The organism is Streptomyces sp. NPDC044064 (genome assembly GCF_056434245.1).
This window is the reverse complement of sequence record NZ_JBWKFN010000001.1, coordinates 456,437-481,136: the sequence shown is the minus strand read 5'-3', so window position 1 is coordinate 481,136 and position 24,700 is coordinate 456,437. Positions and strand designations below refer to the sequence as shown.

The 24,700-nt window shown below is 71.4% G+C and carries 23 protein-coding genes and 1 pseudogene; 11 read left to right on the top strand and 13 right to left on the bottom strand.

The features are described 5' to 3' along the window. The first annotated feature begins 6 nt into the window (after positions 1-6). Positions 7-936: a M48 family metalloprotease gene (locus tag AC07DS_RS02165; RefSeq protein WP_479141806.1), complete on the top strand. Its 930-nt coding sequence runs from the start codon at positions 7-9 to the stop codon at positions 934-936. 98 nt (positions 937-1,034) lie between these two features. Here the strand turns inward: AC07DS_RS02165 and AC07DS_RS02160 are convergent, their stop codons facing one another. From AC07DS_RS02160 to iolC, 7 genes are all read right to left on the bottom strand, one after another. Further along, positions 1,035-1,382 carry a tetratricopeptide repeat protein gene (locus AC07DS_RS02160; protein WP_145877864.1) on the bottom strand — a complete coding sequence of 116 codons (348 nt, stop codon included), beginning with the start codon at positions 1,380-1,382 and terminating at the stop codon, positions 1,035-1,037. Between the two features lie 62 nt (positions 1,383-1,444). Then, entirely contained in the window at positions 1,445-1,918 is a 474-nt protein-coding gene (locus tag AC07DS_RS02155) for a MarR family winged helix-turn-helix transcriptional regulator (RefSeq protein ID WP_479141804.1), read from the bottom strand. A 74-nt stretch (positions 1,919-1,992) separates the two neighbouring features. Further along, positions 1,993-3,489, bottom strand: a complete 1,497-nt coding sequence (locus AC07DS_RS02150; protein ID WP_479141802.1) for a CoA-acylating methylmalonate-semialdehyde dehydrogenase — start codon at positions 3,487-3,489, stop codon at positions 1,993-1,995. 13 nt (positions 3,490-3,502) lie between these two features. Beyond that, positions 3,503-5,386, bottom strand: a complete 1,884-nt coding sequence (iolD, locus tag AC07DS_RS02145) for a 3D-(3,5/4)-trihydroxycyclohexane-1,2-dione acylhydrolase (decyclizing) (protein WP_479141800.1) — start codon at positions 5,384-5,386, stop codon at positions 3,503-3,505. Further along, positions 5,383-5,871: a 5-deoxy-glucuronate isomerase gene (locus tag AC07DS_RS02140; RefSeq protein ID WP_479141798.1), complete on the bottom strand. Its 489-nt coding sequence runs from the start codon at positions 5,869-5,871 to the stop codon at positions 5,383-5,385. Before AC07DS_RS02140 ends, iolD begins: the two co-directional genes overlap by 4 nt. Continuing rightward, positions 5,868-6,740, bottom strand: coding sequence for a Cgl0159 family (beta/alpha)8-fold protein (locus tag AC07DS_RS02135; RefSeq protein WP_479141796.1), 873 nt, complete (start codon positions 6,738-6,740; stop codon positions 5,868-5,870). Before AC07DS_RS02135 ends, AC07DS_RS02140 begins: the two co-directional genes overlap by 4 nt. Positions 6,741-6,744: 4 nt before the next feature. Beyond that, on the bottom strand, positions 6,745-7,719 hold the full coding sequence (gene iolC, locus AC07DS_RS02130; protein ID WP_479141794.1) for a 5-dehydro-2-deoxygluconokinase: 975 nt from the start codon (positions 7,717-7,719) through the stop codon (positions 6,745-6,747). Positions 7,720-7,991: 272 nt separating this feature from the next. Between iolC and AC07DS_RS02125 the strand changes: the two genes are divergently transcribed. Further along, positions 7,992-8,759, top strand: a complete 768-nt coding sequence (locus AC07DS_RS02125) for an NADPH-dependent FMN reductase (protein ID WP_479141791.1) — start codon at positions 7,992-7,994, stop codon at positions 8,757-8,759. 258 nt (positions 8,760-9,017) lie between these two features. Beyond that, entirely contained in the window at positions 9,018-9,140 is a 123-nt protein-coding gene (locus AC07DS_RS02120; protein ID WP_479141789.1) for a hypothetical protein, read from the top strand. A gap of 171 nt (positions 9,141-9,311) precedes the next feature. On the opposite strand, the gene AC07DS_RS02115 is transcribed toward AC07DS_RS02120, so the two are convergent. Further along, entirely contained in the window at positions 9,312-10,892 is a 1,581-nt protein-coding gene (locus AC07DS_RS02115; protein WP_479141787.1) for an alpha/beta hydrolase, read from the bottom strand. 286 nt (positions 10,893-11,178) lie between these two features. Between AC07DS_RS02115 and AC07DS_RS02110 the strand changes: the two are divergent. The 5 genes and pseudogenes from AC07DS_RS02110 to AC07DS_RS02090 all read left to right on the top strand — a co-directional run. Continuing rightward, positions 11,179-11,569 (top strand): annotated as a pseudogene (locus AC07DS_RS02110) (ferredoxin reductase domain-containing protein); the annotation flags it as partial. A 492-nt stretch (positions 11,570-12,061) separates the two neighbouring features. Beyond that, a complete protein-coding gene (locus tag AC07DS_RS02105) occupies positions 12,062-13,042 on the top strand; it encodes a LysR family transcriptional regulator (protein ID WP_479141785.1) in 981 nt (326 codons plus the stop codon). A gap of 180 nt (positions 13,043-13,222) precedes the next feature. Then, complete coding sequence (locus tag AC07DS_RS02100) at positions 13,223-14,824, top strand: M4 family metallopeptidase (protein ID WP_479141783.1); 1,602 nt, start codon at positions 13,223-13,225, stop codon at positions 14,822-14,824. 260 nt (positions 14,825-15,084) lie between these two features. After that, a complete protein-coding gene (locus AC07DS_RS02095) occupies positions 15,085-15,915 on the top strand; it encodes a TIGR04222 domain-containing membrane protein (RefSeq protein WP_479141781.1) in 831 nt (276 codons plus the stop codon). A gap of 311 nt (positions 15,916-16,226) precedes the next feature. Continuing rightward, entirely contained in the window at positions 16,227-17,522 is a 1,296-nt protein-coding gene (locus tag AC07DS_RS02090) for a phosphatase PAP2 family protein (protein ID WP_479141779.1), read from the top strand. 2 nt (positions 17,523-17,524) lie between these two features. Here the strand turns inward: AC07DS_RS02090 and AC07DS_RS02085 are convergent, their stop codons facing one another. Then, the gene (locus AC07DS_RS02085; protein ID WP_479141777.1) at positions 17,525-17,758 is read right to left on the bottom strand and encodes a hypothetical protein; all 234 of its coding nucleotides are present in this window, start codon (positions 17,756-17,758) and stop codon (positions 17,525-17,527) included. A gap of 82 nt (positions 17,759-17,840) precedes the next feature. Here AC07DS_RS02085 and AC07DS_RS02080 point away from each other — a divergent pair, with 82 nt between their 5' ends. The 3 genes from AC07DS_RS02080 to AC07DS_RS02070 all read left to right on the top strand — a co-directional run bounded on the left by AC07DS_RS02080 (position 17,841) and on the right by AC07DS_RS02070 (position 19,601). Further along, positions 17,841-18,041: a hypothetical protein gene (locus tag AC07DS_RS02080; RefSeq protein WP_479141775.1), complete on the top strand. Its 201-nt coding sequence runs from the start codon at positions 17,841-17,843 to the stop codon at positions 18,039-18,041. After that, positions 18,041-18,739 carry a respiratory nitrate reductase subunit gamma gene (narI, locus tag AC07DS_RS02075; protein ID WP_479141773.1) on the top strand — a complete coding sequence of 233 codons (699 nt, stop codon included), beginning with the start codon at positions 18,041-18,043 and terminating at the stop codon, positions 18,737-18,739. The genes AC07DS_RS02080 and narI overlap by 1 nt, the downstream gene beginning before the upstream one ends. Positions 18,740-18,926: 187 nt before the next feature. Next, complete coding sequence (locus tag AC07DS_RS02070; RefSeq protein ID WP_479141771.1) at positions 18,927-19,601, top strand: hypothetical protein; 675 nt, start codon at positions 18,927-18,929, stop codon at positions 19,599-19,601. 62 nt (positions 19,602-19,663) lie between these two features. On the opposite strand, the gene AC07DS_RS02065 is transcribed toward AC07DS_RS02070, so the two are convergent. The 4 genes from AC07DS_RS02065 to AC07DS_RS02050 form a co-directional block, all read right to left on the bottom strand. Then, on the bottom strand, positions 19,664-21,358 hold the full coding sequence (locus AC07DS_RS02065; RefSeq protein WP_479141769.1) for a DEAD/DEAH box helicase: 1,695 nt from the start codon (positions 21,356-21,358) through the stop codon (positions 19,664-19,666). Between the two features lie 87 nt (positions 21,359-21,445). Continuing rightward, a complete protein-coding gene (locus tag AC07DS_RS02060) occupies positions 21,446-21,649 on the bottom strand; it encodes a cold-shock protein (protein WP_020943502.1) in 204 nt (67 codons plus the stop codon). 192 nt (positions 21,650-21,841) lie between these two features. Continuing rightward, positions 21,842-22,645, bottom strand: a complete 804-nt coding sequence (gene ppk2, locus AC07DS_RS02055; protein ID WP_479141766.1) for a polyphosphate kinase 2 — start codon at positions 22,643-22,645, stop codon at positions 21,842-21,844. Positions 22,646-22,800: 155 nt separating this feature from the next. Then, complete coding sequence (locus AC07DS_RS02050; RefSeq protein ID WP_479141764.1) at positions 22,801-24,687, bottom strand: SMI1/KNR4 family protein; 1,887 nt, start codon at positions 24,685-24,687, stop codon at positions 22,801-22,803. Between the last annotated feature and the right edge of the window lie 13 nt (positions 24,688-24,700).

Genomic DNA, 24,700 nt, shown 5'->3' with positions numbered 1-24,700 from the left:
CCGCCCATGGGGGTCTTCGTCTTCCTGCCGCTGGTGCTGCCGCTGTCCGCCTGGCCGGTCGCCCGGCTCGCCGAGGTGCACCTGCACCCGCGCACCGCCACCCGGCTGCTCACCACGGTCGCCGTGGTGATGGCCGTGTGCAGCACGCTCTGTCTGGCCCTGCTGATGGTCGTGGGCACCGCCCAACTGCCCGGCAACCCCCTCCCGGACGGCTGGTCCGACCCCGAGGTACGGGCCGCCGTCCCGCACGACGGGGTCGCGGGCCGCGCCGCCATCCCCGCCCTCGCGGTGGTCGCCACCGCCTGCGCCCGCACCCTGTGGCGCCATCACCGGGTCACCCGCCGGGCCCACCGCGCCCTGGCCGCCCTGCCCGGAACGACGGTGGCCGTCCTGCCCGACGGCGCGCCGTACGCCTACGCCCTGCCCGGCGGCCGGGGACGAGTCGTCGTCACCACCGCGCTGCTGGACGGGCTCGCCCCCGCTGAACGGCGCGCCCTGTTCGCCCACGAACGCGCCCACCTCGCCGCCCGCCACCACCGCCATCTGCTCGCCGCCCGGCTGGCCGCCCGGGCCAACCCCTTTCTGCGCCCGCTGCGCACCGCCGTCGTCTACACGGCCGAGCGCTGGGCGGACGAGGAGGCGGCCCGCGCGGTCGGCGACCGGCGTACGGTCGCCCGGGCGATCGGCAGGGCGGCGCTGCTGTCCCACGGCACCCCGGCGCCCACCCTCGCCGCGCTCGCCGCGACCGGTCCCGTGCCGCGCCGGGTGGCCGCCCTGCTGGCCCCCGCCCCCGTGGCCCGCTGCTGGCCCTCGGCGTTCACCTCGGTCGGCCTGGCCGCCTGGGGCGCCGCCGCAGGCACCCTGGTGTCGGCGATGTCCTCGGCGGACTCGGCCGTCACCCTGTTCCTGATCCTGCACGCGGCGGCTCCGCTGTGACCTCGCGAGAGCACCGGTGACGTGCAGGGCAGGGCGGCCGGCCCGAGACGTGCGAAGGGCCCGGTTCCCTCGGGGAACCGGGCCCTTCGCACGTCGTGTCACTCCTGCGGGAAGTCTCCCGCGAGCGCCGAGGCGATCCGCAGGTGCTGGTCCGCCTCGTCGTGCCGGGCCTGCCGCTGGAGCGTGCGGCCCAGCATCAGCCGGGCGTAGTGCTCCACCGGGTCGCGCTCCACGATGAGCCGCAACTCGGCCTCCGCCCGACGCAGTTGGGCCGAGTGGTAGTAGGCGCGGGCCAGCAGCAGCCGGGGGCCGGTCTGCTCCGGCACCTCCTCGACCAGGCCGGCCAGCACCCGTGCGGCGCCCGCGTAGTCCTGGGCGGCGAAGAACTGCTGCGCGCGCTCCCAGCGCTCGGCGGGGGTGCCGTGGTCGTAGTACGTGGTCTCCACTTGCGTCTCCACTCGTGACCTCCTTCGACGGCCACAACGGAACCCATTAGTTCAATATTCCACTACTGTGGAGTGATGGCAGCCGGGTCCAGCGGGACGTCCAGCAGGGAGGTCAGGTCGCGGGCCAGTTCCCGGGTCCGGGCGCTGTCCGGACCGCCGAGCGGCTGCAGCAGCTGGGTCAGCAGGCCGTGGACGACATCGATCGCCCGCCTGGTGGTCTCCAGCCCCTGCTCGGTGAGCGCGAGCTGCACCGCCCGCGGGTCGCGCGGGTCCTTGGCGCGCTCCAGCAGCCCGGCCGACTCCAGGCTGCGGGCCAGCTTGGAGACGTACAGTGCCTCCAGGCCGGTGTGGTCGGCGAGTCGTCGCTGGCTGGGCCGCTCGCCGGAGCGCCGCATGCCGTACAGCGACGCCACCAGCGAGTACTGGGCGTGGGTGAGGCCCAGCGGGGCCACCGCCCGGTCGACGGCGACCCGCCACTTCATCGACAGCCGCCACACCAGGAAACCGGGGGTGGCCCCTTCGGATGTCTCGCTCATGGCGGATACTGTACATGGCTACTATGGCGGTCCCGTGTCCGCGCGGTCCTTCCAGGAGCGGCTGATGCGGGGACTCAGCCGGCGGTGGGGAAGGTGAAGCCGGCGGTGATGTGCTGTGCCGCCTGGGGCCAGCGGGTGGTGACGACCTTGGGGCGGGTGTAGAAGCGGATGCCTTCCGGGCCGTGTACGGGTGAGTCGCCGATGAGGGAGTCCTTCCAGCCGCCGAAGGAGTAGTAGGACATCGGGACCGGGACGGGGACGTTGATGCCGATCATGCCGATCCTGACGGCGCGCTGGAATCGGCGGGCGGCCTCGCCGGAGGCCGTGAAGAGGGCGGTGCCGTTGCCGTAGGGGTTGGCGTTGATCAGCGCGATGGCCTCGTCCAGCGTGTCGACGCGGACGACGGCGAGGACGGGGCCGAAGAGTTCTTCCCGGTAGGCGTCCATCTCCGCGGTGACGTGGTCGAGGAGGGAGGGGCCCGTGAAGAAGCCCTCCTCGTACCCGTCGATCTTCAGACCGCGGCCGTCGACGACGACCGTTGCGCCCTGTGCGGCAGCGATGCCGACGGCGTTCTCGACGCGTTCCTGGGCGGCCCTGGTGACCAGCGGGCCCATGTCGGTGCCGGGCGCGTCGCCGGGGCCGACCTTGACCTCGCGGGCCTTGCGTTCCAGTGCCGCCACCAGTCCGTCGGCGGCGTCACCCACGGCCACCGCCACGGAGACCGCCATGCAGCGCTCGCCGGCCGAACCGTAGGCGCCCGCGGTGATGTGGTTCGCGGCGAACTCCAGGTCGGCGTCGGGGAGGACCACGGCGTGGTTCTTGGCGCCGCCGAGGGCCTGGACGCGCTTGCCCGCCGAAGTCCCCTTCTCATGGACGTACTTGGCGATCGGTGTGGAACCGACGAAGGAGACCGCTTCGATGCCGGCGTGGGTGAGGATCGCGTCCACGGCTTCCTTGCCGCCGTGGACGACGTTGAAGACGCCGTCCGGCAGCCCGGCCCTCGTGTACAGGCTGGCGACGAAGTTGGCGGCGGAGGGGTCGCGTTCGCTGGGCTTGAGGACGAAGGTGTTGCCCGTCGCGATCGCGATGGGGTGCATCCACAGCGGCACCATGGCGGGGAAGTTGAAGGGCGTGATGCCCGCGACGACGCCGAGGGGCCGGCGGAAACTGTGCACGTCCACGCCGCGCGACACCTGGTCCGAGAAGGATCCCTTGAGGATGTCGCCGAGGCCGCAGGCGAACTCGACGACCTCGCGGCCGCGGATGATTTCGCCGCGTGCGTCGTCGACGGTCTTGCCGTGTTCGGCGGAGATGATTCTGGCCAGTTCTTCCTCGTGTTCGACGAGGAGCCGGCGGAAGCCGAACATCACCTGGGTGCGCTGGGTCAGCGAGGATTCCGACCAGCTCTCGAAGGCGGCGGTGGCGGCCTGGACGGCGGTGTCCACGTCGGGTGCGCCCCCGAGCACCACCCGGGCCTGTTCCTGCCCGGTGGCGGGGTTGAAGACCGGCTGCGCGGCGATGGCGGAGCCCTGGGTGGGGGAGCCGTTGATCCAGTGGGGAACGGTGTTCACGGGAGCGGGTTCCTTACAGGTGGTGGCGCTGGGTCCGCTTGTGGACGGCGTACGTCTCGTAGGCGGCGCGGGTGGAGTCGAGGGCGGAGACTTCGCTGACGGGGACGTCCCACCAGCCGTGCGCGGGCGGGTTGGGTCCATGAAGGTCGGTCTCGACGTGGACGACGGTGGTGCGGTCGGCGGCCTTGGCCTTCTCCATCGCCGAGCGGAACTCCTCGACGCTGGTGGCGTGCAGGACGTCCGCACCCAGGCTGGAGGCGTTGGCGGCGAGGTCGACGGGCAGGACGCCGCCGTCGAGGAGGCCCGAGTCGTCGTTGCGGTAGCGGTATCCGGTGCCGAATCGCTGGGAACCGAGTGATTCGGAGAGGGCGCCGATGGAGGCGAAGCCGTGATTCTGGACGAGGACGATGATGACCTTGAGCCCTTCGGAGACCATGGTGACGATCTCCTGGGCCATCATGAGGTAGGAGCCGTCGCCGACCAGGACGACCACCTCGCGGGAGGGGTCGGCCATCTTGGCGCCGACACCGGCGGCCACCTCGTAGCCCATGCAGGAGTAGGCGTATTCGACGTGGTAGGCCTTCGGGTCGCGGGCCCGCCACAGTTGTTGCAGATCGCCGGGCATGGAGCCGGCCGCGTTGACGACCACGTCGCGGTCGCCCAGGACGTCGTTGAGCGCGCCCAGGATCTGGGTCTGAGCGGGCAGTTCACCGGTGTTGCGGTCCGGAGCGAAGCACTCTTCCTCGATCTCCCTCGTGCGGCGGACGAGCCGGCGGGTGTGAGCCCGGTAGTCCGCGGACACCTCCCAGTCCGCCAGCGCTCCCGCGAGTGCCTGGATACCGAGGCGGGCATCGGCGACCAGCGGTTCGGCGGAGTGCTTGACGGCGTCGAGGCGGGCGACGTTGAGGTTGACGAAGGTGACGTCGGGGTCGGCGAAGACGGTGTGGCTGGCGGTGGTGAAGTCGCTGTAGCGGGTGCCGATGCCGAGGACGACGTCGGCCTCACGGGCCAGCTCGTTGGCCGCGTAGGAGCCGGTGGAACCGATGCCTCCGACGGCGCAGGGGTGATCCCAGGGCACGGCGCCCTTGCCGGCGTGCGTGTCGGCGACCGGAATGCCCGTTGCCTCGGCGAACGCCCGCAGTTCGGTCTCGGCACCGGAGTACACGGCGCCGCCGCCCACGACGATGAGCGGCTTCTCGGCGTTGCGCAGCAGCCGCGCGGCCCGCTCGACGGCGCTGGGTTCCGGCACCGGGCGGCCTGCGTGCCAGACCCGGCGCCGGAAGAAGGAGAGCGGCCAGTCGTGGGCCTCGGCCTGCACGTCCTGCGGCAGTGCCAACGTCACCGCGCCGGTCTCGACCGGGTCGGTGAGGACGCGCATCGCGGCCAGCGCGGCCGGGACGAGCTGCTCGGGCCGGGAGATGCGGTCGAAGTACTTGGACACGGCACGGAAGGCGTCGTTGACGGTGACGTCCCCGCCGCGGGTGTCCTCCAGTTGCTGCAGGACCGGTTCGGCGGCGCGGGTGGCGAACATGTCGGACGGCAGCAGCAGCACCGGAATGCGGTTGGTCGTCGCCAGGGCCGCACCGGTGATCATGTTCGTGGAACCGGGGCCGGTGGAGGCGGTGCAGGCGAAGGTCGCCAGCCGGTCGCGCATCTTGGCGTACGCCACCGAGGCGTGCACCATGCCCTGCTCGTTGCGCGCCAGGTAGTAGGGAAGGTCCGCTTCCTGCGTGACGGCCGCCTGAAGAAGCGCCTGCCCGATCCCGGCGACGTTGCCGTGCCCGAAGATCCCCCACACACCGGGGATCAGCCGCTGCTCCTGCCCGTCCCGCTCGCTGTACTGGTTGGCCAGGAAACGGACGAGAGCCTGGGCCGTGGTCAGTCGTACGGTGTTCATTCGTTCTCTCCGAAGGGCAGCCGGTCGTCGGTGTCCTGGGAGTCCCAGGTCGAACGCACCCAGCCGCGGGCGGGGTCGTCGCAGGTCGGCCAGGCGCGGTCCTGGCCGGGGCCGGCCATGACGTCGAGGTGGTGGAGGTCGTGGCCGGGTGCGGCGGTCGAGGGGCCGTGCCGGCCGTGCGGGATCAGCACGGCGTCCCCGGAACGCACCTCGGCGAGCATGTCGATCGGGCGTTCCCGGGTGCCGTGGACGCGCTGGTGGCCGAAGCCGTTCTCGCCCGGTACGGGCCGAGGGCACGAGCCCGTCAGCGGCAGCACCAGGAACTCCGGGTCGCCGGTGGACAGGGTGTGCGCCTCGCCCGGCCTCGGCGTGCGGATCCTGAGGCCGGAGTGTCCCCAGCCCACCGACTCGGGCGTGACCAGGAGGTCGTAGGGTCCGTCGGCCGAAGTTCCCTTCGGCAGGCGGTACTTGCTCGTGGCCGTCACAGCAGGCTCACCGCCCGGTCGACGGCACCGGCGACATCGCCGTCCGAGGGGTAGAGCAGGGAGCGGCCGACGACCAGGCCCTGCGCGGTGGGGAGCTTGAGGGCCCGCCCCCAGGAGGCGAAGGCCGCGGCGGGGTCGGTGACCTCGCCGCCGAGGAGCAGCGTGGGCAGCGTGGAGGAGGCGAGTACGCGCTCCATGTCGTCGACGACGGGCAGCTTCAGCCAGGTGTAGGCGGTACGCCGGCCAAGCCCCGACGCGATCGTGATCGACTTGATGACGGCGTCCGGGGAGAGGTCGTTGCGGATCTCCCCGCCCTGCCAGGACGAGACGAACGGCTCGACCATGGCGATGAGTTGCTGGTCGTTCAGCTCGTTCATGGCGCGGGCGGTGTCCATCAGGGCGGACGGAGTGGCCGGATCGTCCAGGGCGATGCGCGTGAGCATCTTGCCGCCGTCGAAGCCCATGGCGGCGATGGTCTCGGCGTCGTAGCCGGTGAACCGGTCGTCGATCTCGAACACCGACCCCGCAAGGCCGGCCCGGTTCATCGAGCCGAACACGCTCTTGCCGTCGAGGACGCCGAGGAGCAGCAGGTCCTCCAGGATGTCGGCAGTGCCCAGCACCCCCGTCACGCCTGGGCGCTCCAGGGCGGCGCACAGCCGTTCCAGCAGCTCGAAGCGGTCCGCCATGGCGGTGGGGTCACCGCCCACGCCGTTGGCGCCGCGCGCCGGATGGTCCGCGGCGATGATCATCGCCTTGCCGTGCTCACCCAGCGGCGAGGTCGCCCGGACGCGGCGAACGGCCGCTGCCGCTATGGCACCGGGATCGCCGACCCGGGCGGACACGATCCGGCTCACGTCGTGGGACGACACGTGCTCACGCCTTTCGTTCGGTGGAGGTGGGGACGAGGGATGCCTCGCGGAGCCTGGCGTCGACCTCGGCCTCGGTCGGCATGGCGTCGGAGCAGGACAGCCGGCCCGCGACGACGGCGCCGGCGGCATTGGCGAAGGAGACCGTGCGCCGGGTGTCCCAGCCGGACAGCAGTCCGTGACACAGCGCGCCGCCGAACGCGTCACCCGCGCCCAGGCCGTTCACCACGTCCACCGGCACCGGCGCGATCTCGACCGCCGTGCCGTCCCGGTCCATCGCGAGGACACCCTTCGGGCCCTGCTTGACCACGGCCAGCTCCACGCCTGCCGAGAGCAGTGCCTTCGCGGCCGCGTACGGCTCGCGCTCGCCGGTCGCCACCTCGCACTCGTCGAGATTGCCGACGGCGACGGTGGTGTGCCGCAGGGCCTCCGCGTAGTGCGAACGGGCCTCGGCCGGGTCCTTCCAGAACATCGGCCGCCAGTCGAGGTCGAAGACCGTCGTCCCGGCCTCGGCCCGATGCGCGAGCGCGGCCAGGGTGGCCGAACGACTCGGCTCCTCGCTCAGGCCCGTCCCGGTGATCCAGAAGATCCCCGCGCCCCGCACCGCCTCCAGATCCAGCTCACCCGGCCGAATGTCCAGGTCGGGCGCCTTGGGCAGCCGATAGAAGTACAGCGGAAAGTCGTCCGGGGGGAAGATCTCGCAGAACGTCACCGGCGTCGGTGCGACCTCCGACGTACCGACGAACCGGCCGTCCACGCCGTACCCCTCCAGCGCCGACCGCACGAACGCACCGAACGGATCCCGCCCCGTCTTCGTGATCACAGCCGAGCTGCGCCCGTACCGCGCGGCGGCCACGGCCACGTTCGTCGGGCTGCCGCCCAGGTACTTCCCGAACGACGTGACCTCCGCCAACCCCACACCTGTCTGGAGCGGATACACATCCACTCCCACGCGGCCCATGGTCAGCACTTCGAATGACATCAGGCTGGTTTCCCTTCGCTCCGACCGTCCCGGAGGCGGTGGGGGCGGACGAGTGCTTGAAGCGCTTTGAACGCACGCTCTGAGGCCAGTACGATGCCGCCCCTCAAATGTCATGTCAATAGGATGTTGCTACGTGACCCTGTGTGAGACGGGTTGCGGAGCGTCGGCGCCCGAAGCGCGACCGTAAGGAGACCCGAAGCGTTCCCGAAGGCATATGCCGCACAGTGGTCGAGGTGCTTGAGGAACGGACGACCGGGGCTGGAGGAGCGGGCATGGGCGGCGACGACCGGCTGCGGCCGGTGATCCTCGTCGGGGCGGCCAGAGAGGGCCGCTTCGGCCTGGCGGCCGCCGAATGGCTCGCGACCCGCGCCCGGCTGCGCAGCGACTTCGAGGTCGACGTCATCGACCTGGCCACGGCCTGGCTGCCGGATCTGATGACCGCCGACCCCGCGGTGCCACGGCCGTCGGCCGTCCGGGACCTGTCTCCGCGGCTCGCCGCCGCCGACGCGTTCGCCGTGGTGACGCGCTGTGCGGGGCCCCGTTCCCCGGGCGCCCGGCACTGGTCGTCCGGCTCGATCTCGCCGAACGGCAGTCCGATCCCCTCGCACCAGGTGACCGCCTCGACCGCGGTGGCGCATCCGGCACCGGGCCGGACATCTCCAGGGCGGAGGCGAGGGAGGGCCGGCCGTCGGCGAGCCTGCCCATCAGGATCCAGTACCAGGCCGGCGCGTTGCCCAGACGCGGCGTCAGCTCGGGCGATCCGGCGTCGGCGGACTCCCGCACGGCGTGCCGCAAGTCGGCGGTCTCCGCCGATGGAGCCTGGGAGCACGGCCGCACCGACTCCAGCAGCGGGTAGCGGGCGCCGACGGGTCCGTCGCTGCGGATCACCAGCGACCGGTCGACGAGCCGCGACAGGATGCCGACGACGTCACCCGTGGCCACCTTGCTGCCGGCACACGGTCGCCCCCGACTTCGGGAAAGCATCGAAATGGCGGGCCGCACCTTTGCGGCGGCCCCCCAGGAAGGCCTCAGCCGGGTGACGCCGCCGTGGACGGCTCCGGGACCCGGCGGGCGGGCAGGGCGACCGCCCGCGCACCAGATCCTGCTGCGCGACCACCGCGAGGCGGTCCTGGCCCGCCTGGCCGACGCCCTGCCCGCCGTGCTCCACGCGGCCGGACACCCCGACGGGCGGCAGATGACGGCCGCCCTCGTCGACTGGGCGCGCACCCGGCTCGCCATGGTCTGCACCGGCCCGCGCCCCGGCACACGGGCTGCCCAGCCTCCATCTGCAACCGACCGTGGCGACACTGCTGTTGGAGTGCGCCTCCCGTGCCCTGCCCGACGTGGCGTCCCGCGACCTCGCTCTGGAGGTGGTCGGCCGTGCCCTGCGCACCGGTTCGCCCGCGGGCCGGGCGGCCTGAACTCAGTACGGCCACCGGCAGCCGGGCCGTACGGCACACCCACCACCGGCTGCGCGCCGGGCCCTGCTGCACGCGGATCCCGGCGCCGGGCCGGCAGTCACAGTGCGCCACTCGGGCCGGTGTCCACCAGGCGCCGTACGGCGCCTGGTGGACACGCCTCGGCGAGGTGCGTCAGAAACGGGGTCCCTGCGGTGTGCTCCGCGGCATCGGGACGATGCGCCGGTTCACGCCGGGGCTCTTGCGGCCGGACGGCTTGCAGCTGACGTCCTGCGCCGGCAGCTTTCCGTTGCTCAGGTAGGCGTTGACGGTGCGCTCGGCACAGGAGCCCGGGTCGCTTCCGTAGACACCGTGGCCCTCGCCGCCCCTGACGTACACCATGCGCGAGCCCTTGAGTGCGCGGTGCATGCCGAGACCGCTGACCAGAGGCGTCTGGGAGTCCCACTGGTTCTGCACGGTGAGTATGCCGACACTGTTGTCCACCGCCGTGACGGGCTCGACCGGCTTGTCCCAGAACGCGCAGGGCGTGATGTTGGAGCCGAAGTCGCCGTAGAGCGGGTACTTGGCCTTGTCCTGGACCGCGTCGTGCCGGTACTGCTCGGGGTCGCGCGGCCAGGCCGAGGTGTCGCCGCAGACCACGGTCCAGAAGGCGGCGGCGCCGTTGTCGGCCGGCGGCTGCGCGGCGGCGGCCGCGGACCGGCGCGGTACCCGCTGCTCGTCCGGCGCGGGGGAGTGGTGGGAGACCGCGTGGCCGCCGGCGGCCCTCTTGAGGTCGACGACCGCCTCGGCCGCGTACTTGGGGGTGAAGAACGCGGAGCGCAGAGTGGACCGGATGTCGTCCCCGGTGACCTTCTCGCCACCGTTGTCGATGGGCGTGCGGTCGGCCCGGGCGACCAGGTCCCAGAAGCTCTTCTTCACCTTGGCCGGGGTGTCGCCGAGCCGGTAGGTGCGGTTGCGCTGCGCGGTCCACTTCGTCCAGCGGGTGAACGCCGGCTCGGTGCCCTCCGCCCAGACCTGGATCATGCCGCGCCAGACCCGTGCGGGGTCGACCGCGCTGTCCAGCACGAAGCGATCGGTCCGCTCGGGGAACATCTGCGCGTAGACGGCGCCCAGGTACGTGCCGTAGGAGTAGCCGAGGTAGGAGACCTTCTTCTCGCCCAGAACGCCTCGGATGACGTCCATGTCGCGGGCGGTGTTGCGGGTGGTGATGTACGGAAGCCGGTCGCCGTTCCTGGCGCGGCACTTGTCGGCGACGGACCGGGCCCACTTGACGTCATTGCCGAACGTCTCCGGATGGTACGGGTGTTCCGTGTTCTGCTCCTTGTTCGTGAGGCCGCAGGTGACCGGGCTGCTGTGACCCACGCCGCGCGGGTCGAACCCGATGAGGTCGTACTGCTCGCGGACCTTCCTCGGCATCACGTCCTTCATCATGACCGGCATGTCCAGACCCTCGCCGCCCGGTCCACCGGGGTTGAGGAGGAGCGCGCCGTGCCGCTTGCCCGGGACGCTTGTCTTCAGGCGTGAGACGGCCAGCTTGATCGTCTCGCCGCCGGGGCGGCTGTAGTCCAGCGGGACCTTGATCGTCGCGCACTGGTACGCGGCAGGAAACGACGTGTCGCATCTGTGCCACGCGGGCCGCTGGCTCTCGAATCTCTTCAGCGGTTCCGCCGCGGATGCCTGAGCCGGGGCGAGGGCGGGGACCAGCGTTGCCGTGACCCCCACGGCGAGCAAGGGCGCAATGCGTCCTATCCGCACGATGGTCGTTCCTTTCCGTCAACTTCCGGGAAGGTACGACCATTTCGTATCCACGGAGACCGCGAATCCATCTGCGGGGCGGTCTTGCTACGACTCGCGGAGTACACGGAACAAGACGTGCGGAGGAGAACCCGAACGGGCTGATCACCGTCCGCCCTGCGCGGGGTCGGCCGTGCTGCTGCACCCTCGTCGACGACACCGGTGCGTGCCGCCGCACCGCCGCACCGCCGCGTCATCGGGCCGCTCTCCGGTCACGACGGGGCCGGTGGACCCTCACCGCCCGGCCGCCTCCGCCGGCATCGGCTGCACGCCGATGGCCGCCATGCTCGGACACCTCGTGGCCACCGGTTCGTCCCGGCCGGTCCGCGCCCTGCACGCGGACCGCGCCGGTCGACCACGCCCTGCGGGCGCGGACGCGACCCCTGGTGGAGCAACTGCCCGACGCCAGTGCCGAGTTCTGGTACAAAGAGGACGCGGCCGAGGAACCGGGGTCCCGCACGGGCCTGATGGACCTCGACGGCCTGGGGCTGCCCGTCGACGCCGACGTCCACCTGTGCGGCCCGCTGCCCTTCAGGCGTGCCGTCCGCGCCCAGCTGCTGCGGGCCGGCATTCCGGCCCGCAGCATCCGCTACGAGGTCTTCGGCCCGGACCTGTGGCCGGCCCACGCCGAGGACTGAGACCGTCGCCCCTCGATGCCACCGGACGGGGCGGGCAGCAGGGTCAGCAGCATGATGGTGGGTTCGGTGACGCGGACGGTGTGCGGCGGCCGGGCGGGCAGGTGAACTCAGCTGAAGTTCCCCGCGCCGAGAGGCCGTTCGGCCATGTCCGGAGCCGTCATCAGGGGCCGATGGGCTGTGATCGGAGGGCCGCTCGGCCCAGGCGTCGCCGGCTGCGGCACCGTGCTGCTGTCCTGTGACCGGCCAGGAGCGGCCACGGACCATCGGGTCCCGCCGCCCGCGGCCACGTCTCCTCCCGGTGAATCATGTCGACATATGCGGACCGGCACGGTGAATGCCGGTGCAGCGCCGTGACGTTCGCACGGATGTTTTACCAACCCATGGTTGCCGCCCTCGCCGGCCCGTCGGACTCTTGGTCACCATGCCGTCGGGCAGCTGGTTCTGCTGGTCACGGGGGGTGCATGGGTCCCCCGCGCTGAGCGGGGAATGTTCATGCACCTCGAGTTCCGGCACCTCCGTATCCTGCTCACCGTCGCCGAGGCCGGCAGCATTCGCAGGGCCGCCGCACGGCTGCAGCTCTCCCAGCCGGCCACGAGTGCTCAGCTGAAACGGATCGAACAGGAGCTGGGCGGCCCGCTCTTCATCCGCAGCGCCGACGGCGTGAAGCCGACCGAGAACGGACAGTACGTCCTGCGCTGTGCCCGGGACCTCGTCGTCGGTTTCGACCGGCTGCGCGAGTACGCGCGATCGGCGGCCGAGGCGGACCGAAAGGCCGCCGCGCCGCTGAGGGCCGGCGGAACCGCCGGCCCCCTGGTGTCCCTGCTGGTCTCCGCCCTCTTCGAACTCGTACCGGAACGCCGGCTCACCATAGATGCCCGCCGCTCCGTGCACACCCTGGTGAAGTCGCTGAGCCAGTCGAAATGCGACATCGCGGTGTTCGGCGAGTTCCCGGGCTTCCCCCTGCCGGTCGGCGAGTCGGTGGCGACGCGCACACTGCTGCGCGAGCCGGTCTTCGTCCTGCTCGCCGAGGACCACCCGCTGGCACGCCAGGAGAGGGTGAGTCTCCATGAGCTGGCGGGCGAGGAATGGGTCATGCCGGAGGCCGACGAGAGCGGCGTGCACGCGTACCTTCATCTCACCTGCCGGTCGGCGGGGTTCACGCCGCGCATCGCCCATGTGACGCCGGATCTCTCCGTGGCGCAGATCCTGGTCGCCGGCCGCCGTGCCGTCTGCGGGGTGTGGCCGACCGCCGACGTCCCCGCCCAGGGCACCGTGCAACGGCCGCTCGTGGACGTCCCGTTCCACCGTCGGCTGCTGCTGGCCTGGAACACGGAGTCGGTTCCGCCGGAACTCACCGACGCGGCCGGCGAGCGTGTTCTGGCCGCCTATCTGTCGCTGGTGCGGCAGCGGCCGCAGTACCTGGCCTGGTGGCAGGACGGGGGCGAGGAGTTCGCCCTCGGCGAGGGCACCTGACCGGCCGGGCCACGATTGCCCGTGCCCTATAGCTCCGGGGCTATATCCCAGATGAAGTCACGTCAGGAACATGTCACCTGGTGAACACTTCGCGTCAACGTCCGAGGACGTCGTCACCCCACGACGAACCCACTTCCGAGGACGTCGTCACCCCACGACGAGCGAAGGAATCACCCCGTCATGCCCCGTCCTCTGCTTGCCCTTTCCGCGATGGTCGCAGCCGGCGTCATCACCACCGGCGCGACGGCCGTACCTGCGTACTCGCAGACCGACGCCGTGCGGGGCGGAACATCCGTCCGCGACACGGCGATATCCCAGGCCAAGGCGAACGTGACCCGGCACGCCGACACCTTCGGTTTCGGCGCGGGCCAGAGACTCCACGTCAAGGACGTCGTGATCGACGCCGACGGCACCCAGCACGTCCGCTTCGAACGGACCTACCACGGCCTCCCCGTCGTCGGCGGCGACTTCGTCGTCCACCAGAAGGCCGACGGCTCGCTCAAGGGGGCCAGCCGCGCCAAGGCCCACAAGGTGGCGCTCAAGTCCCTCACTCCCGCTGTCGACGCCAGGGGCACCGCGGCCCGCGCCCTGAAGCGTTCGCACGGGCTGGTGCGCAACGCCAGGACGACGCCGGAGCTGATCGTGTGGGCCGCCGACGGCACCCCCCGCCTGGCCTGGCGCACCACCGTGCAGGGCCTGGGCGACAAGGGCCAGCCGCACGGCGAGGTCTTCGTCACCGACGCCGCCACCGGCGCGGCGATCGAGAACTACGACGTCGAGCACGAGGCCACCGGCACCGGCCACTCCGAGTACACCGGCGACGTCGGCATCGACACCACCCAGCAGGCCGACGGCACCTTCGCCCTCATCGACCCGGTGCGCGGCCACATCACCAAGGACGCGCACAACATCTCGTCCTCGTCCCTGAAGAGCACCTCCGGCACCCTGTTCACCGACGCCGACAACATCTGGGGCGACGGCAGGAAGTTCTCCACCGACCGTGCCACCGCCGCCGTCGACGCGCACGTCAACACCGCGGAGACCTTCGACTACTACAAGGCGACCTTCGGCCGCAACGGCATCAAGAACGACGGCCGCGGCGCCACCGTCTTCGTCCACGTCGGCACCAACTGGGACAACGCCCAGTGGTCGGACACCTGCTTCTGCATGATGACCGGCGACGGCGACGGCACCACCGACCCCGAGCAGGTCGACCTCGACACCATGGGCCACGAGATGACCCACGGCGTCACCTCGGCCACCGCCAACCTGCGCTACAGCGGTGAGTCCGGCGGCCTGAACGAGGCCACCAGCGACATCCTCGGCACCATGGTCGAGTGGTACGCCAACAACCCGGTCGACACCCCCGACTACCTCTTCAGCGACCAGTCCACCCCGCCGTGGCTGCGCCGCTTCGACAAGCCGTCCCTGGACGGCCGCTCCGCCGACTACTGGTCGAAGTCGGTCGGCCGGCTCGACGTGCACAACTCCTCGGGCGTCGGCAACCACTGGTTCTACCTCGCCAGTGAGGGCAGCGGCACCAAGACGATCAACGGCATCACCTACAACAGCCCGACGTACAACGGCTCCACCGTCACCGGCATCGGCAACAAGAAGGCCTCCGCCATCTGGTACCGGGCGCTGACCGTCTACATGACCTCCACCACGGACTACAAGGGCGCCCGCACCGCGACCCTGAACGCGGCGAAGGACCTCTACGGCGCCACCAGCCCCGAGTACGCCACCGTGGCCGCCGCCTGGAGCGCGGTCAACGTCGGCTGACACTGAAGCACACCACCCGATCCGCGGGAGCCGGCCCGGACGACGAGGACCTGGTGCATGCCGACCGGGCATGCACGGTCGTCCGGGCTCGCGGAGCGCCCGCGTCACCGGCGCTCGGGGCCGAGGGGATGAGGAGTCCTGCAAGGTTCGGGAGCCCGCGGCCGGGATGAGGAGTGCGGCGCGCGGGCAGGTAAGGAGCACGCCCGTCCGGGCAGGCGCCGGAGCCTGGCCGGGGGCCGGCGACGCGTGCTGGAGGCCCCGTGTGGTGGATCGTCCCGCTGACTGCCGCGTACGCGCTCGTCGCCGCCTTCTCCGTACGCTTCCGCCGCAGGTACCGACGCATCGTGAACGCGCCGGTCACACCCCGCCCGCCCGATGAGGAACCGACCCTCTACGAGGTGGCATACCTCGGCTTCCGGCACAGGCAGGTCGCACGGACGGCGCTGGCCGCCATGGCGCTGTCCGGCCGTCTGGAGGCGAAGGACGAGGTCCTCACCATCACCGACCCCGTCCCGCGCGACGACATCGAGGCCGAGGCCATCAAAGTGATGGGCCTCGCGCCGCGCCGTGAGTCCTGGAAGCGGATGCACCGGTTCGACAGAAGCGCCGCCATCAACGCCGTCGGCGACCGCCTGGCCGCCCAAGGTCTGATCGGCAGCCCCACCCTGCACGGCGCGGCCGAGCGGGCCCGCGGTCACCTCGTCGGCATCCTGAACCTCGCCTGGATCCTCGGCGCAGTCGCCACCGGCCTCGCCGTACCGGAACCCGGCAACTGTCTGATCCCGATCGGGGCCACTGTGCTGCTCCTGGTGGTCGGTATGTGGCTGCTGAACCCGGAGCCGTACCGCTCCAGCTCGCTGACCGACGAGGGACTGGCCGCCCTGAAGGACCACGAAGCCCGCCACCCCTCCTGGGCTCCCCGCTCCCACGACGACCTGTCCGACGAGGATGCCGCCCTGCTCGGAGTCGTCGCCCGCCGCGGCTCCTTCCGGGACAGGCTCGTTCCCCTGGGCAGAGCCGTCGAGGGGCCCGTGTCCCACCGCATGACCGAGGACATCAGGGAGGCCCCGGGCCTCGGCGGCGGCATCTGACCTCGGCGTGCGATCCCGGCCCGACCCCGCGCCCCGGAAGTGCCGCCCCGCCCTCGGCCTTCGGACCACCTGTGAAACCGCTCACGCCCCCACGCCCGTCGGCCGTCGGCCGTCGGGGGCAACGTTTCGGCTGACCTTCGCTCTGCCCGGGACCGCCGCAGCCGCGGGCACCGCTCCGATGGCATGATCGGCTCTCGACCTCTATTACCAACATCTAACAATCGGCCGAACAATTGATACCTAGATCCTCGCGGGTCTCCTCGCGAATAGACGGCAGAACCCTGTTCGCCGCGTGGCGTCAACCGCGGGCGATGCTGTGGGCCGCGGCGGGTGTGGCGGCCCTCGGACTCCTGGTCGCACTGGAGATCGCCGCGCGCCACTACGGCCTGCCGGGGCCGATCACCAACCAGGTCAAAGGGGTCGTGACAGCCCCCAAGTCGGGGCCGCTGTACGCCGGTCTCGTGTTGATGATGGTGGTGCTCACCTGGCGGCAGCGGTTCATCGCGGCCGGTGCCGCGATCGGCATCGACGTCGTCTTCGTACTGGTGCGGTGGGCGGTCGGCGCCAGGACGCCCGATGGCCAGTCGTTCGGCAGTGGCGCGTTGTGGGTGATGTTGGGCTGCGCGGTCATCGCAGTCACCCGCCGCACCGGCCGGGAACGTGTCCTGCTGCTGCAGGGTGTCGGGCTGGGCCTGCTGCTGGTGGCCGCCCGCAAGACCGGCGACACCTGGCTGCTCATCACGGCGAAGACCCGCCCCCTGGTGCTCGACCCGTACGTGGCGACCGCCGACCACGCGCTGGGCAACCCGTCATGGCTGGTGGGCCGGATGGTCAAGGCCACCGACCCGATCGGCACCCATCTCCTCGACTGGGTCTACGCCCAGCTCGCGGTGGCCGCGGTCGTCGTCGCGCTGTACCAGCTGCGCAACGTGGCGGCCGAGCGCCGCTTTCCGCGTCACCATCTGTTGCGCACCTTTCTGGTGATCGGCCTCCTCGGCCCGGCCGTCTACATGCTCTTTCCCGTGGTCGGACCGGTCTTCGCCTACGGCCCGGGCGCCTCCGGCACCGGCGGCGTGCAGTGGGCGGTGGCCAACCTGTGGCCGAATACGCCGCCGGCGATCGGTACCCCGCACCCGGTGCCGTACGACTCGATCACCCCTCGCAACTGCATGCCCAGCCTGCACACGGCGTGGGCCACCGCGATCTTCATCCATTCCCGCAAGGGCCCAAGGGTGCTGCGCTTCGCCGGTGCGTTCTGGCTCATTGCCACGCTCACCGCGACGCTGGGCTTCGGCTACCACTACGGCGCCGACCTCATCGCCGGTGTGGTGTTCACGCTCACGATCGAGGCGGCTCTGCGCATGCTCGACCAGGGCTGGGACCGGTCGGGAATCCGGCTGGTCGTGTATGGCACGACCGTCTTCGTCGTGCTCCTGCTGTCCTATCGGTACCTGCCGGCGGACATGGCCGAGCACCCGTACCTGTCCGGACCGCTTCTCGTTCTGGCGATGGGCTCGGTGATCTACGGCTACGTACGAACCACCAGAGCGTGGGAACCGAAGGCCGCGCCGGTGCCGCAACCGGAACCACAACCCGAACTGGTCTGAATCTATGGCGCGGGGTTGATCGGATCGTCGACCACGCCGCCCAGGCGCCCGGCTTCGCCGACCGGGTCCACTCCGAGGTCCAGTTCGGCGGCGGCTGCGGTCAGCGCCCTGAGCGCGGGTACGAGACCGGCGCGCTCCTGCGCGGGCAGGCGTTCGACCAGTGAGCGGATTTCGGTTCGACGGTGACCGAGGACGCTCTCGACCAGTTCCTGGCCCGCGTCGGTGAGGCGCAGCACGACCTCGCGGCGGTTGTCCGGGTTGGTGCGGCGGTCGATGAGGTCCAGAGTCTCGAGCCGGTGCCCGGACGCCGGTCGTGCGATGCTCCGCGAGCACCGCGGCGCCCTCGACCTTCTGGCCCGGGGCCTGACCGCCCACGACAGCCCCTACGCCGACGTGATCGACGCCGTCCGGGCCACCCTGCCCGCCGCACCGCAGGTCACCGTTCCCCCGCAAGAGAGCTCCGGCCCGGTTCCGTACCCGCTGGGGCACACGTCGGCCGACGAAGGAGTCCGCCGCTGATGACGCACCTGCAGATCGCGCTGTGGGGCGTACTGCCCTACCTCGCCCTGGCCACCCTGGTCACCGGAACCGCCTGGCGCTACCGCTACGACCGCTTCGGCTTCACCACCCGCTCCAGCCAGCTGCACGAGTCCCGGCTGCTGAGCATCGGCGGCCCGCTCTTCCACTACGCGCTGTTCCTCGTCATCGGCGGCCACGTCATGGGCCTGCTCGTCCCCGAGGCACTCACCCGGCTCCTCGGGATCGGCGAGGAGCAGTACCACGACGTGGCCCTGACCATGGGCGGCACGGCAGGCGTCGCCGCCGTCACCGGCCTCGGCGTGCTGCTGTACCGCCGACTGCGCGTGCCCGCCGTGCGCCGTGCGACCAGCCGCAGCGACCGCGTGACCCACCCGCTCCTGGCCCTCGTCCTGCTCGCCGGGCTCACCGCCACCGTCTCGTCCGCGACCAATCCCTACGACTACCGGCTCGGGGTCGCCGTCTGGTTCCGCAGCCTGTTCGCCCTCGACCCCGACGTCACCGCGATGGCGCACGCACCGCTCGTCTACCAGGTGCACGCGCTGCTCGCCCTGGCCCTCTTCGCCCTGTGGCCGTTCGGTCGCCTCGTCCACGCCTTCGCGCTGCCCCTCGGCTATGCGGCCCGGCCTTACGTCGTCTACCGCTCCCGCTCCCGCGGCCGTGCCACTGCCCGCCGCTGACCGCGGCTCCCGGCAGCTTCCGGGTCGGCCCTCCGATCGCGACGACGAATTTTCCGATCGGGCAACTGGTGCTGTAGACAAGTCAGTTGTCGCGTCCTTCTGGATCGCGGCAGGCGGTGATCGCGGCAACTTCAGTCGCTCTGCGTGCGATTGCCGACCCCCCTCATGCACGAAGAAAGGCACATGTATGGCGAACAACCGCAGGACGCGCCGCGGCGGACACATGCTGGCGCTCTCGGCGGCTGCCCTGGGCATGGTCGCGGCGATGGCCGCCCCGGCCTCGGCCGACGACCAGCCCACCCGGGCACAGCTCATAGCCGACTGCGGCTCGGGGGAGGGGAAGTGCACCTTCAACGAACCGCAGTTGGGCGACGCGTATCTCGGAGACTTCCACCGGGTCTCCGACTCGCTCTACAACTGCAGCACCTCGGCCGCCACCCAGTCGATGACGTGGTCCGACACGGTCGGTTCCACGGACTCGGCGGGCGTGTCCGTGACCGCGGGCGGCAAGATAGCGGGAATCATCGACCTCAGCGTGACGGCGACCTACAGCCACACCTGGTCGAGCACGCACTCGGAGAGCAGCTCCGTCAACATGACGGTGAAGCCGGGTGAAGTCGGCTGGATCTCCCGCGCACAGGTGATGCAGACCGTCTCCGGCACATGGCAGACCCACTACGACGACCGGAAGTGGGGCCACTACTTCTGGTTCGTCCCCGACGTCGTCACCGGGCCCGCCCCGAACGGAACGGACGGCCAGAGCAACGCGGTGGTCGTCAAGTCCCGGAAGATGACCGCGAAGGAGAAGCAGTCCTGCTCCAGCCGCTCCGGTAAGGCCAGGACGTTCGTCGTCCAGGGCTGATCCACCGGTCGTGCACGTGGCTGCCTCGCGGTCCGCGGACTCGCGAGGCAGCTCACGAACACTTACGAGAAGTCGTCACCCGAGCCGACGTTGCCCGACGCGGCACGGGTGGCAGAGGTGCGGCGGCCGCCTCGGCGGTCCGAGCTGCGGCCTCCGGTCCCTGCCGTGCCGCCCGTGGCTCCGCCGCCCGTCGCACGCCGGCCGGATCCGCGGGCGGCCTTGCCGGAGGCGGCACCGGTCGCCGCACCGGCCGCGGACCGGCGGTCGGAGCCGCGACCGCCCGCGCCGGCGGCACCGCCCGATCCCGCCCGGCGCTCGGCGCCCCGGCCCCCGGCCCCGGTGGCAGCACCCGTCGCGGCCTTGGCCCCGCCGCCGCTTCGGCGTCGGCGGCCGGATCGCGCGCCCGGCTTGGCGTCGGCCCCGCGGTCCGGGCGGGACGCCGCCGGTGTCGCCGGCTGGGGGACCTCGATGGTGACGGCCACGCCGGACGGCTCACGGGCGCCGGTGATGGTCGCCAGCTCCGTGTCGCTCGACGTGATGCGGGCCGTCCGGGGACGGATGCCCGCGTCCGACATGAGCCGGGTGACGTCCCGCTTCTGGTCGGGCAGCACCAGCGTGACCACGCTTCCGGAACCGCCCGCGCGGGCCGTGCGGCCGCCCCGGTGGAGGTAGTCCTTGTGGTCGGTCGGGGGATCGACGTTCACGACGAGATCGAGGTCGTCGACGTGTATGCCCCGGGCCGCGACGTTCGTCGCCACCAGGGCGGTGACCTGGCCGTTCTTGAACTGTTCCAGGGTGCGGTTGCGCTGCGGCTGGGAGCGGCCGCCGTGCAGTGCCGCCGCGCGGACACCGACGGCCAGCAGCCGCTTGGCGAGCCGGTCGGCGGACCTCTTGGTGTCGAGGAAGAGGATGACCCGGCCGTCACGGGCCGCGATGCGCGTGGTGACGGCCTTCTTGTCGGTCTCGTCCTGGACGTGGAGCACGTGGTGCTCCATGGTCGTCACCGCTCCCGCGGACGGGTCCACGGAATGCACCACGGGGTCGGTCAGGAACCGCTGCACCAGGCGGTCGATGTTGCGGTCCAGGGTGGCCGAGAACAGCATGCGCTGTCCGTCGGGCCGCACCTGCTGGATCAGCTTGGTGATCTGCGGCAGGAAGCCCATGTCGGTCATCTGGTCGGCTTCGTCCAGCACCGTGATGCGTACGTGGCCGAGCACACAGTCCCCGCGTTCCACGAGGTCGTTGAGCCTGCCCGGCGTCGCCACGAGCACCTCGGCACCGCGCCGGAGCGCCCCGGCCTGCTTGGTGATGGACAGCCCGCCGACCACGGTGGCCAGCCGCAGGTTCACCGCCGTCGCATAGGGCGTCAGCGCGTCCGCCACCTGCTGGGCGAGTTCACGGGTGGGTACCAGCACGAGGGCGAGAGGTGCCTTGGGCTCCGCGCGCAGTCCGGCCGTGCGGGCCAGCAGGGCCAGGCCGAACGCGAGGGTCTTGCCGGAGCCGGTGCGTCCCCGCCCCAGCAGGTCACGGCCGGCGAGCGAGTTGGGCAGCGTGGCGGCCTGGATGGGGAAAGGGGCGGTCACGCCCTGCGCGGTGAGGGTCTTCAGCAGCGCCGCGGGCATGTCCAGACCGGCGAAGTCCTCGACTGCGGGAAGCGCGGGTGTGGTGCTTTCCGGCAGCCGGAATTCCTTCGGCGACGACGCGGACGGCCGGGGCGACGAGTCGCGTCGGTTCGGCTTCTGGGACCTGCGGGACATGCGGTTATCTGCCTTCCTGGAAACAGCACAAACCGCGGTCCGCACCATGACGGTGCGGACCGCGGTGAGCGGATACGCGTCCGGCGATCAGGCGGGGACGATGTTCTCCGCCTGCGGGCCCTTCTGGCCCTGCGTGACGTCGAACGAGACCCGCTGGCCCTCCTGGAGCTCACGGAAACCCTGGGTCGCGATGTTCGAGTAGTGGGCGAAGACGTCCGGACCGCCGCCGTCCTGGGCGATGAAGCCGAAACCCTTTTCAGAGTTGAACCACTTCACGGTTCCCTGTGCCATGACCTTCTCCTTCAATAGGCAGAGGCCCCATCCGGAGATGCCGGAAAACAAATTAGCGCCTGAACAGAAACATTCCCGTCAGGCGCACATAGGTTCATGGGTACCACAACTGCAACTCGGAAACCGTAGCACAGCTCGGCGGCCCGTGTTGCCTCACCGAAGCGCGCCGGCGCAGGCCGTGCGAGCGGCCGCTCAGAGGCTTGCCGCGTGGTCGGGGACGTAGGTCTGCAGATCGCGCGGCGGTCGCTCGTAGCCGGTGGACGGCGGCCGGTCCGGGAGCTCCAGTACCGGTGGCGGGACCTCGTGGTACGGCAGGGAGTCCAGCAGATGGGCGATCATGTTCAGCCGCGCCCGCCGCTTGTCGTCGCTCTCCACGACGTGCCACGGCGCCTCGCGGATGTCGGTGTGCACCAGCATCTCGTCCTTGGCCCGCGAGTACGCCTCCCAGCGGGAGATCGATTCCAGGTCCATCGGCGACAGCTTCCAGCGCCGCAGAGGATCGTCCAGCCGGCGCCGGAAACGCTCCTGCTGCTCGGTGTCGCTCACCGAGAACCAGTACTTGCGGAGCAGGATCCCGTCCTCCACCAGCATCCGCTCGAAGATCGGGCACTGGCGCAGGAAGAGCTGGTGCTCCTCCTTGGTGCAGAAACCCATCACGTGCTCGACCCCGGCCCGGTTGTACCAGCTGCGGTCGAACAGCACGATCTCCCCGGCTGCGGGAAGGTGCTCTACGTACCGCTGGAAGTACCACTGGGTGCGCTGGCGCTCGGTCGGCTTGGGCAGAGCCGCGATCCGCGCCACCCGCGGATTGAGGTACTCGGTGACCCGTTTGATGGTGCTGCCCTTGCCCGCCGCGTCCCGCCCCTCGAAGACCACGACCAGGCGGGCGCCCTCCGTCCGCACCCACTCCTGGAGCTTGACCAGCTCCGTCTGCAGGCGCAGCAGTTCCTTCTCGTACATCGCGCGCGGCAGCTTCGCCGCTTTCTTACCGGCCATGCCGCCTGCGTACCCCTCGGCGCGGCGGAACTCAACACCATGACCGTACGTGTCGGCACCGACGCCCTCGCCCACCGGCAGCACGCCCCCGCGCCACAGGGCCCTCGAGAGGCGGCCGGCTCGCCTTCCACGGGCGGGGGCGGGCCCGCCCCCGTTCAGTGCCGGTGCCGCACGACGCTGGCGTAGGCGAACCCCTCGCCCGCGCGTGGTGCACGGGTCCAGGACCGTGTGGTGAGGGTGCGGAGTCTGCCTCGGGTCAGCGCGAAGCGGGGGAGCGAGAGTCCGAGCTCGGTGTGCAGGGCCTCCAACAGGCTGAGCTCGCTGTCCGGTTCAGGCTTTCCCGGGCGGAACAGCCGTGCGGGGTCGAGAGCCTCGGGTATCGCGCCGGAGCGCCGGATCTCCGTACCCCGCACGGTGAACGCGTAGAGCTCCGTGCCCTGTTCGGCCACCGACAGGTGGAACGCTGCCGGGTGACCCCCCGGGGACCAGAGCCCGGGGTCGCGCCACACCACCACCGCGCGGCCGGACGGGGAGGCGGCCGGAGCGGGAGACAGGAACAGCTTGCCCAGGCGGCGGTGGGAGTGGCCGTCGAAGGCGTAGGCCCACCCTTCGGCGGTCCGGCCGACGGCCACCACGGCACGGTCCTCCCACAGTTCCACGCCCTCCCGCTCATGGGGCTGGGGTGCCTGCCAGGACGCCGTGCGCGGATCCGTGGGCGCGCTCAGTTCGGCACCTTCCTCGCCGATCAGGGCGGGCAGGCGGCCGGGATCGATCCCCTCGACCCAGACACAGCGGTAGCCGTCGAGGGGCTGCCGGTTCGCGGCGGGTTCCGCCAGCCAGGTGAGGCCCGGCGGGTCGAGATCGGGCACCGGCTCGGGAGCGGGTCCCCTCTCCCCGGCCCGCGGTGTCGCGAGGATCTCCCGCCCGCGTTCCGGGGTGATCAGCGGACCCAGGACCGGATCGGCGAGCAGGCCGATCGGGGCGATCAGCAGGGGACCGGGCGCCTCCCACAGCGGGAGCGCGTCCCGCAGCACCCGCCACGCGGCGTCGGTCGGCCCCCAGCGGGCCGACTCCCGGGCCGCGGCGACGGCCCGGCCCCACGGACCGGGAGGCGCGTAGCTGTGGGTGCCGTCCCGCATACCGCCCAGTACGGACTCGGCGTCCTCGCGCGCGACCCCGCGGGCGGCCATCATCCCGAGCCAGTGGTCGTCCCCGCCCAGCCGCCATTCGCCGCTCGCCGGCGCCATGGCCTGCACGGGCAGGAGCTCGGGCAGGTAGAGCGGATCGGCCGCCAGGTTGCCGTAGTCCCGGGAGGTGTACGGAGCCGGCAGATGCCGGAGCTGGTTCAGCAGGACGGCACTCCGCGGCCGCCCGAAGGACAGCGCCTCCTCGAACAGGGCCAGGGCCTCCTCGTACCGTCCGCGCAGGGCCAGCAGGCGGGCCTCCTCCACATGGGCGTCCTGGGCACGCGTGGTCGCGTTCACGAAGCCGGGCACCTGCGCCCGATCGGAGTGGAAGCCGCGGTACCTGGCCTCCATGTACGCGCGGAACGAGGGATAGCGGTCCGGAAAATCACCGCTCCAGCCCTTGTAGACGTAGAGCGCCCATTCGCCGTCCTGGTCGCTGTCGCCCGGGTCGAGCAGGGCGGACGACATGTCGGAGTCCGTCTCCAGCCGCAGCGCCCGTTGCCACATGCCGGCCAGCAGGACGTCCTCGTCGCGCGGGTGGTCGCCCAGGTTCTGCTCGTACAGCGGGGTCATGTCGTAGGGGTCCCGGAACCAGTCGATGTCCGCGGCGCCGCCGAGCTGATAGACCCCGGCCGTCTCGTCCACGTGCCACCCGTCGCTCACGGCCAGGAACTCCCGGTACGAGGGCGGCAGCCGCCGCCCCAGCCGCTCCTCGGCCGCGGCGATCGCCGCCTCGTCCGCCCCGGGCCTGCCCAGGGGGGCGGGGGTCTGCCCGTCGTCCGCGTCCGCGCGCGGGACCCACTCCGCCTGCCAACGTCCGAGGAACTCATGCCAGTTGAAAGACTCGCCACTCATGGTCGGATGGTGT

Excerpts from the sequence above, each read along its gene's own strand:
- AC07DS_RS02165 (WP_479141806.1), top strand. The coding sequence starts at position 7 with ATGGGGGTCTTCGTCTTCCTGCCGCTGGTGCTGCCGCTGTCCGCCTGG.
- AC07DS_RS02080 (WP_479141775.1), top strand. The coding sequence starts at position 17,841 with ATGCTCCGCGAGCACCGCGGCGCCCTCGACCTTCTGGCCCGGGGCCTG.
- AC07DS_RS02100 (WP_479141783.1), top strand. The coding sequence starts at position 13,223 with ATGCCCCGTCCTCTGCTTGCCCTTTCCGCGATGGTCGCAGCCGGCGTC.
- AC07DS_RS02060 (WP_020943502.1), bottom strand. The coding sequence starts at position 21,649 with ATGGCACAGGGAACCGTGAAGTGGTTCAACTCTGAAAAGGGTTTCGGC.
- iolD (WP_479141800.1), bottom strand. The coding sequence starts at position 5,386 with ATGAACACCGTACGACTGACCACGGCCCAGGCTCTCGTCCGTTTCCTG.
- AC07DS_RS02125 (WP_479141791.1), top strand. The coding sequence starts at position 7,992 with ATGGGCGGCGACGACCGGCTGCGGCCGGTGATCCTCGTCGGGGCGGCC.
- AC07DS_RS02070 (WP_479141771.1), top strand. The coding sequence starts at position 18,927 with ATGGCGAACAACCGCAGGACGCGCCGCGGCGGACACATGCTGGCGCTC.
- AC07DS_RS02050 (WP_479141764.1), bottom strand. The coding sequence starts at position 24,687 with ATGAGTGGCGAGTCTTTCAACTGGCATGAGTTCCTCGGACGTTGGCAG.
- AC07DS_RS02155 (WP_479141804.1), bottom strand. The coding sequence starts at position 1,918 with ATGAGCGAGACATCCGAAGGGGCCACCCCCGGTTTCCTGGTGTGGCGG.
- AC07DS_RS02065 (WP_479141769.1), bottom strand. The coding sequence starts at position 21,358 with ATGTCCCGCAGGTCCCAGAAGCCGAACCGACGCGACTCGTCGCCCCGG.
- ppk2 (WP_479141766.1), bottom strand. The coding sequence starts at position 22,645 with ATGGCCGGTAAGAAAGCGGCGAAGCTGCCGCGCGCGATGTACGAGAAG.
- AC07DS_RS02105 (WP_479141785.1), top strand. The coding sequence starts at position 12,062 with ATGCACCTCGAGTTCCGGCACCTCCGTATCCTGCTCACCGTCGCCGAG.
- AC07DS_RS02090 (WP_479141779.1), top strand. The coding sequence starts at position 16,227 with ATGCTGTGGGCCGCGGCGGGTGTGGCGGCCCTCGGACTCCTGGTCGCA.
- iolC (WP_479141794.1), bottom strand. The coding sequence starts at position 7,719 with ATGTCATTCGAAGTGCTGACCATGGGCCGCGTGGGAGTGGATGTGTAT.
- narI (WP_479141773.1), top strand. The coding sequence starts at position 18,041 with ATGACGCACCTGCAGATCGCGCTGTGGGGCGTACTGCCCTACCTCGCC.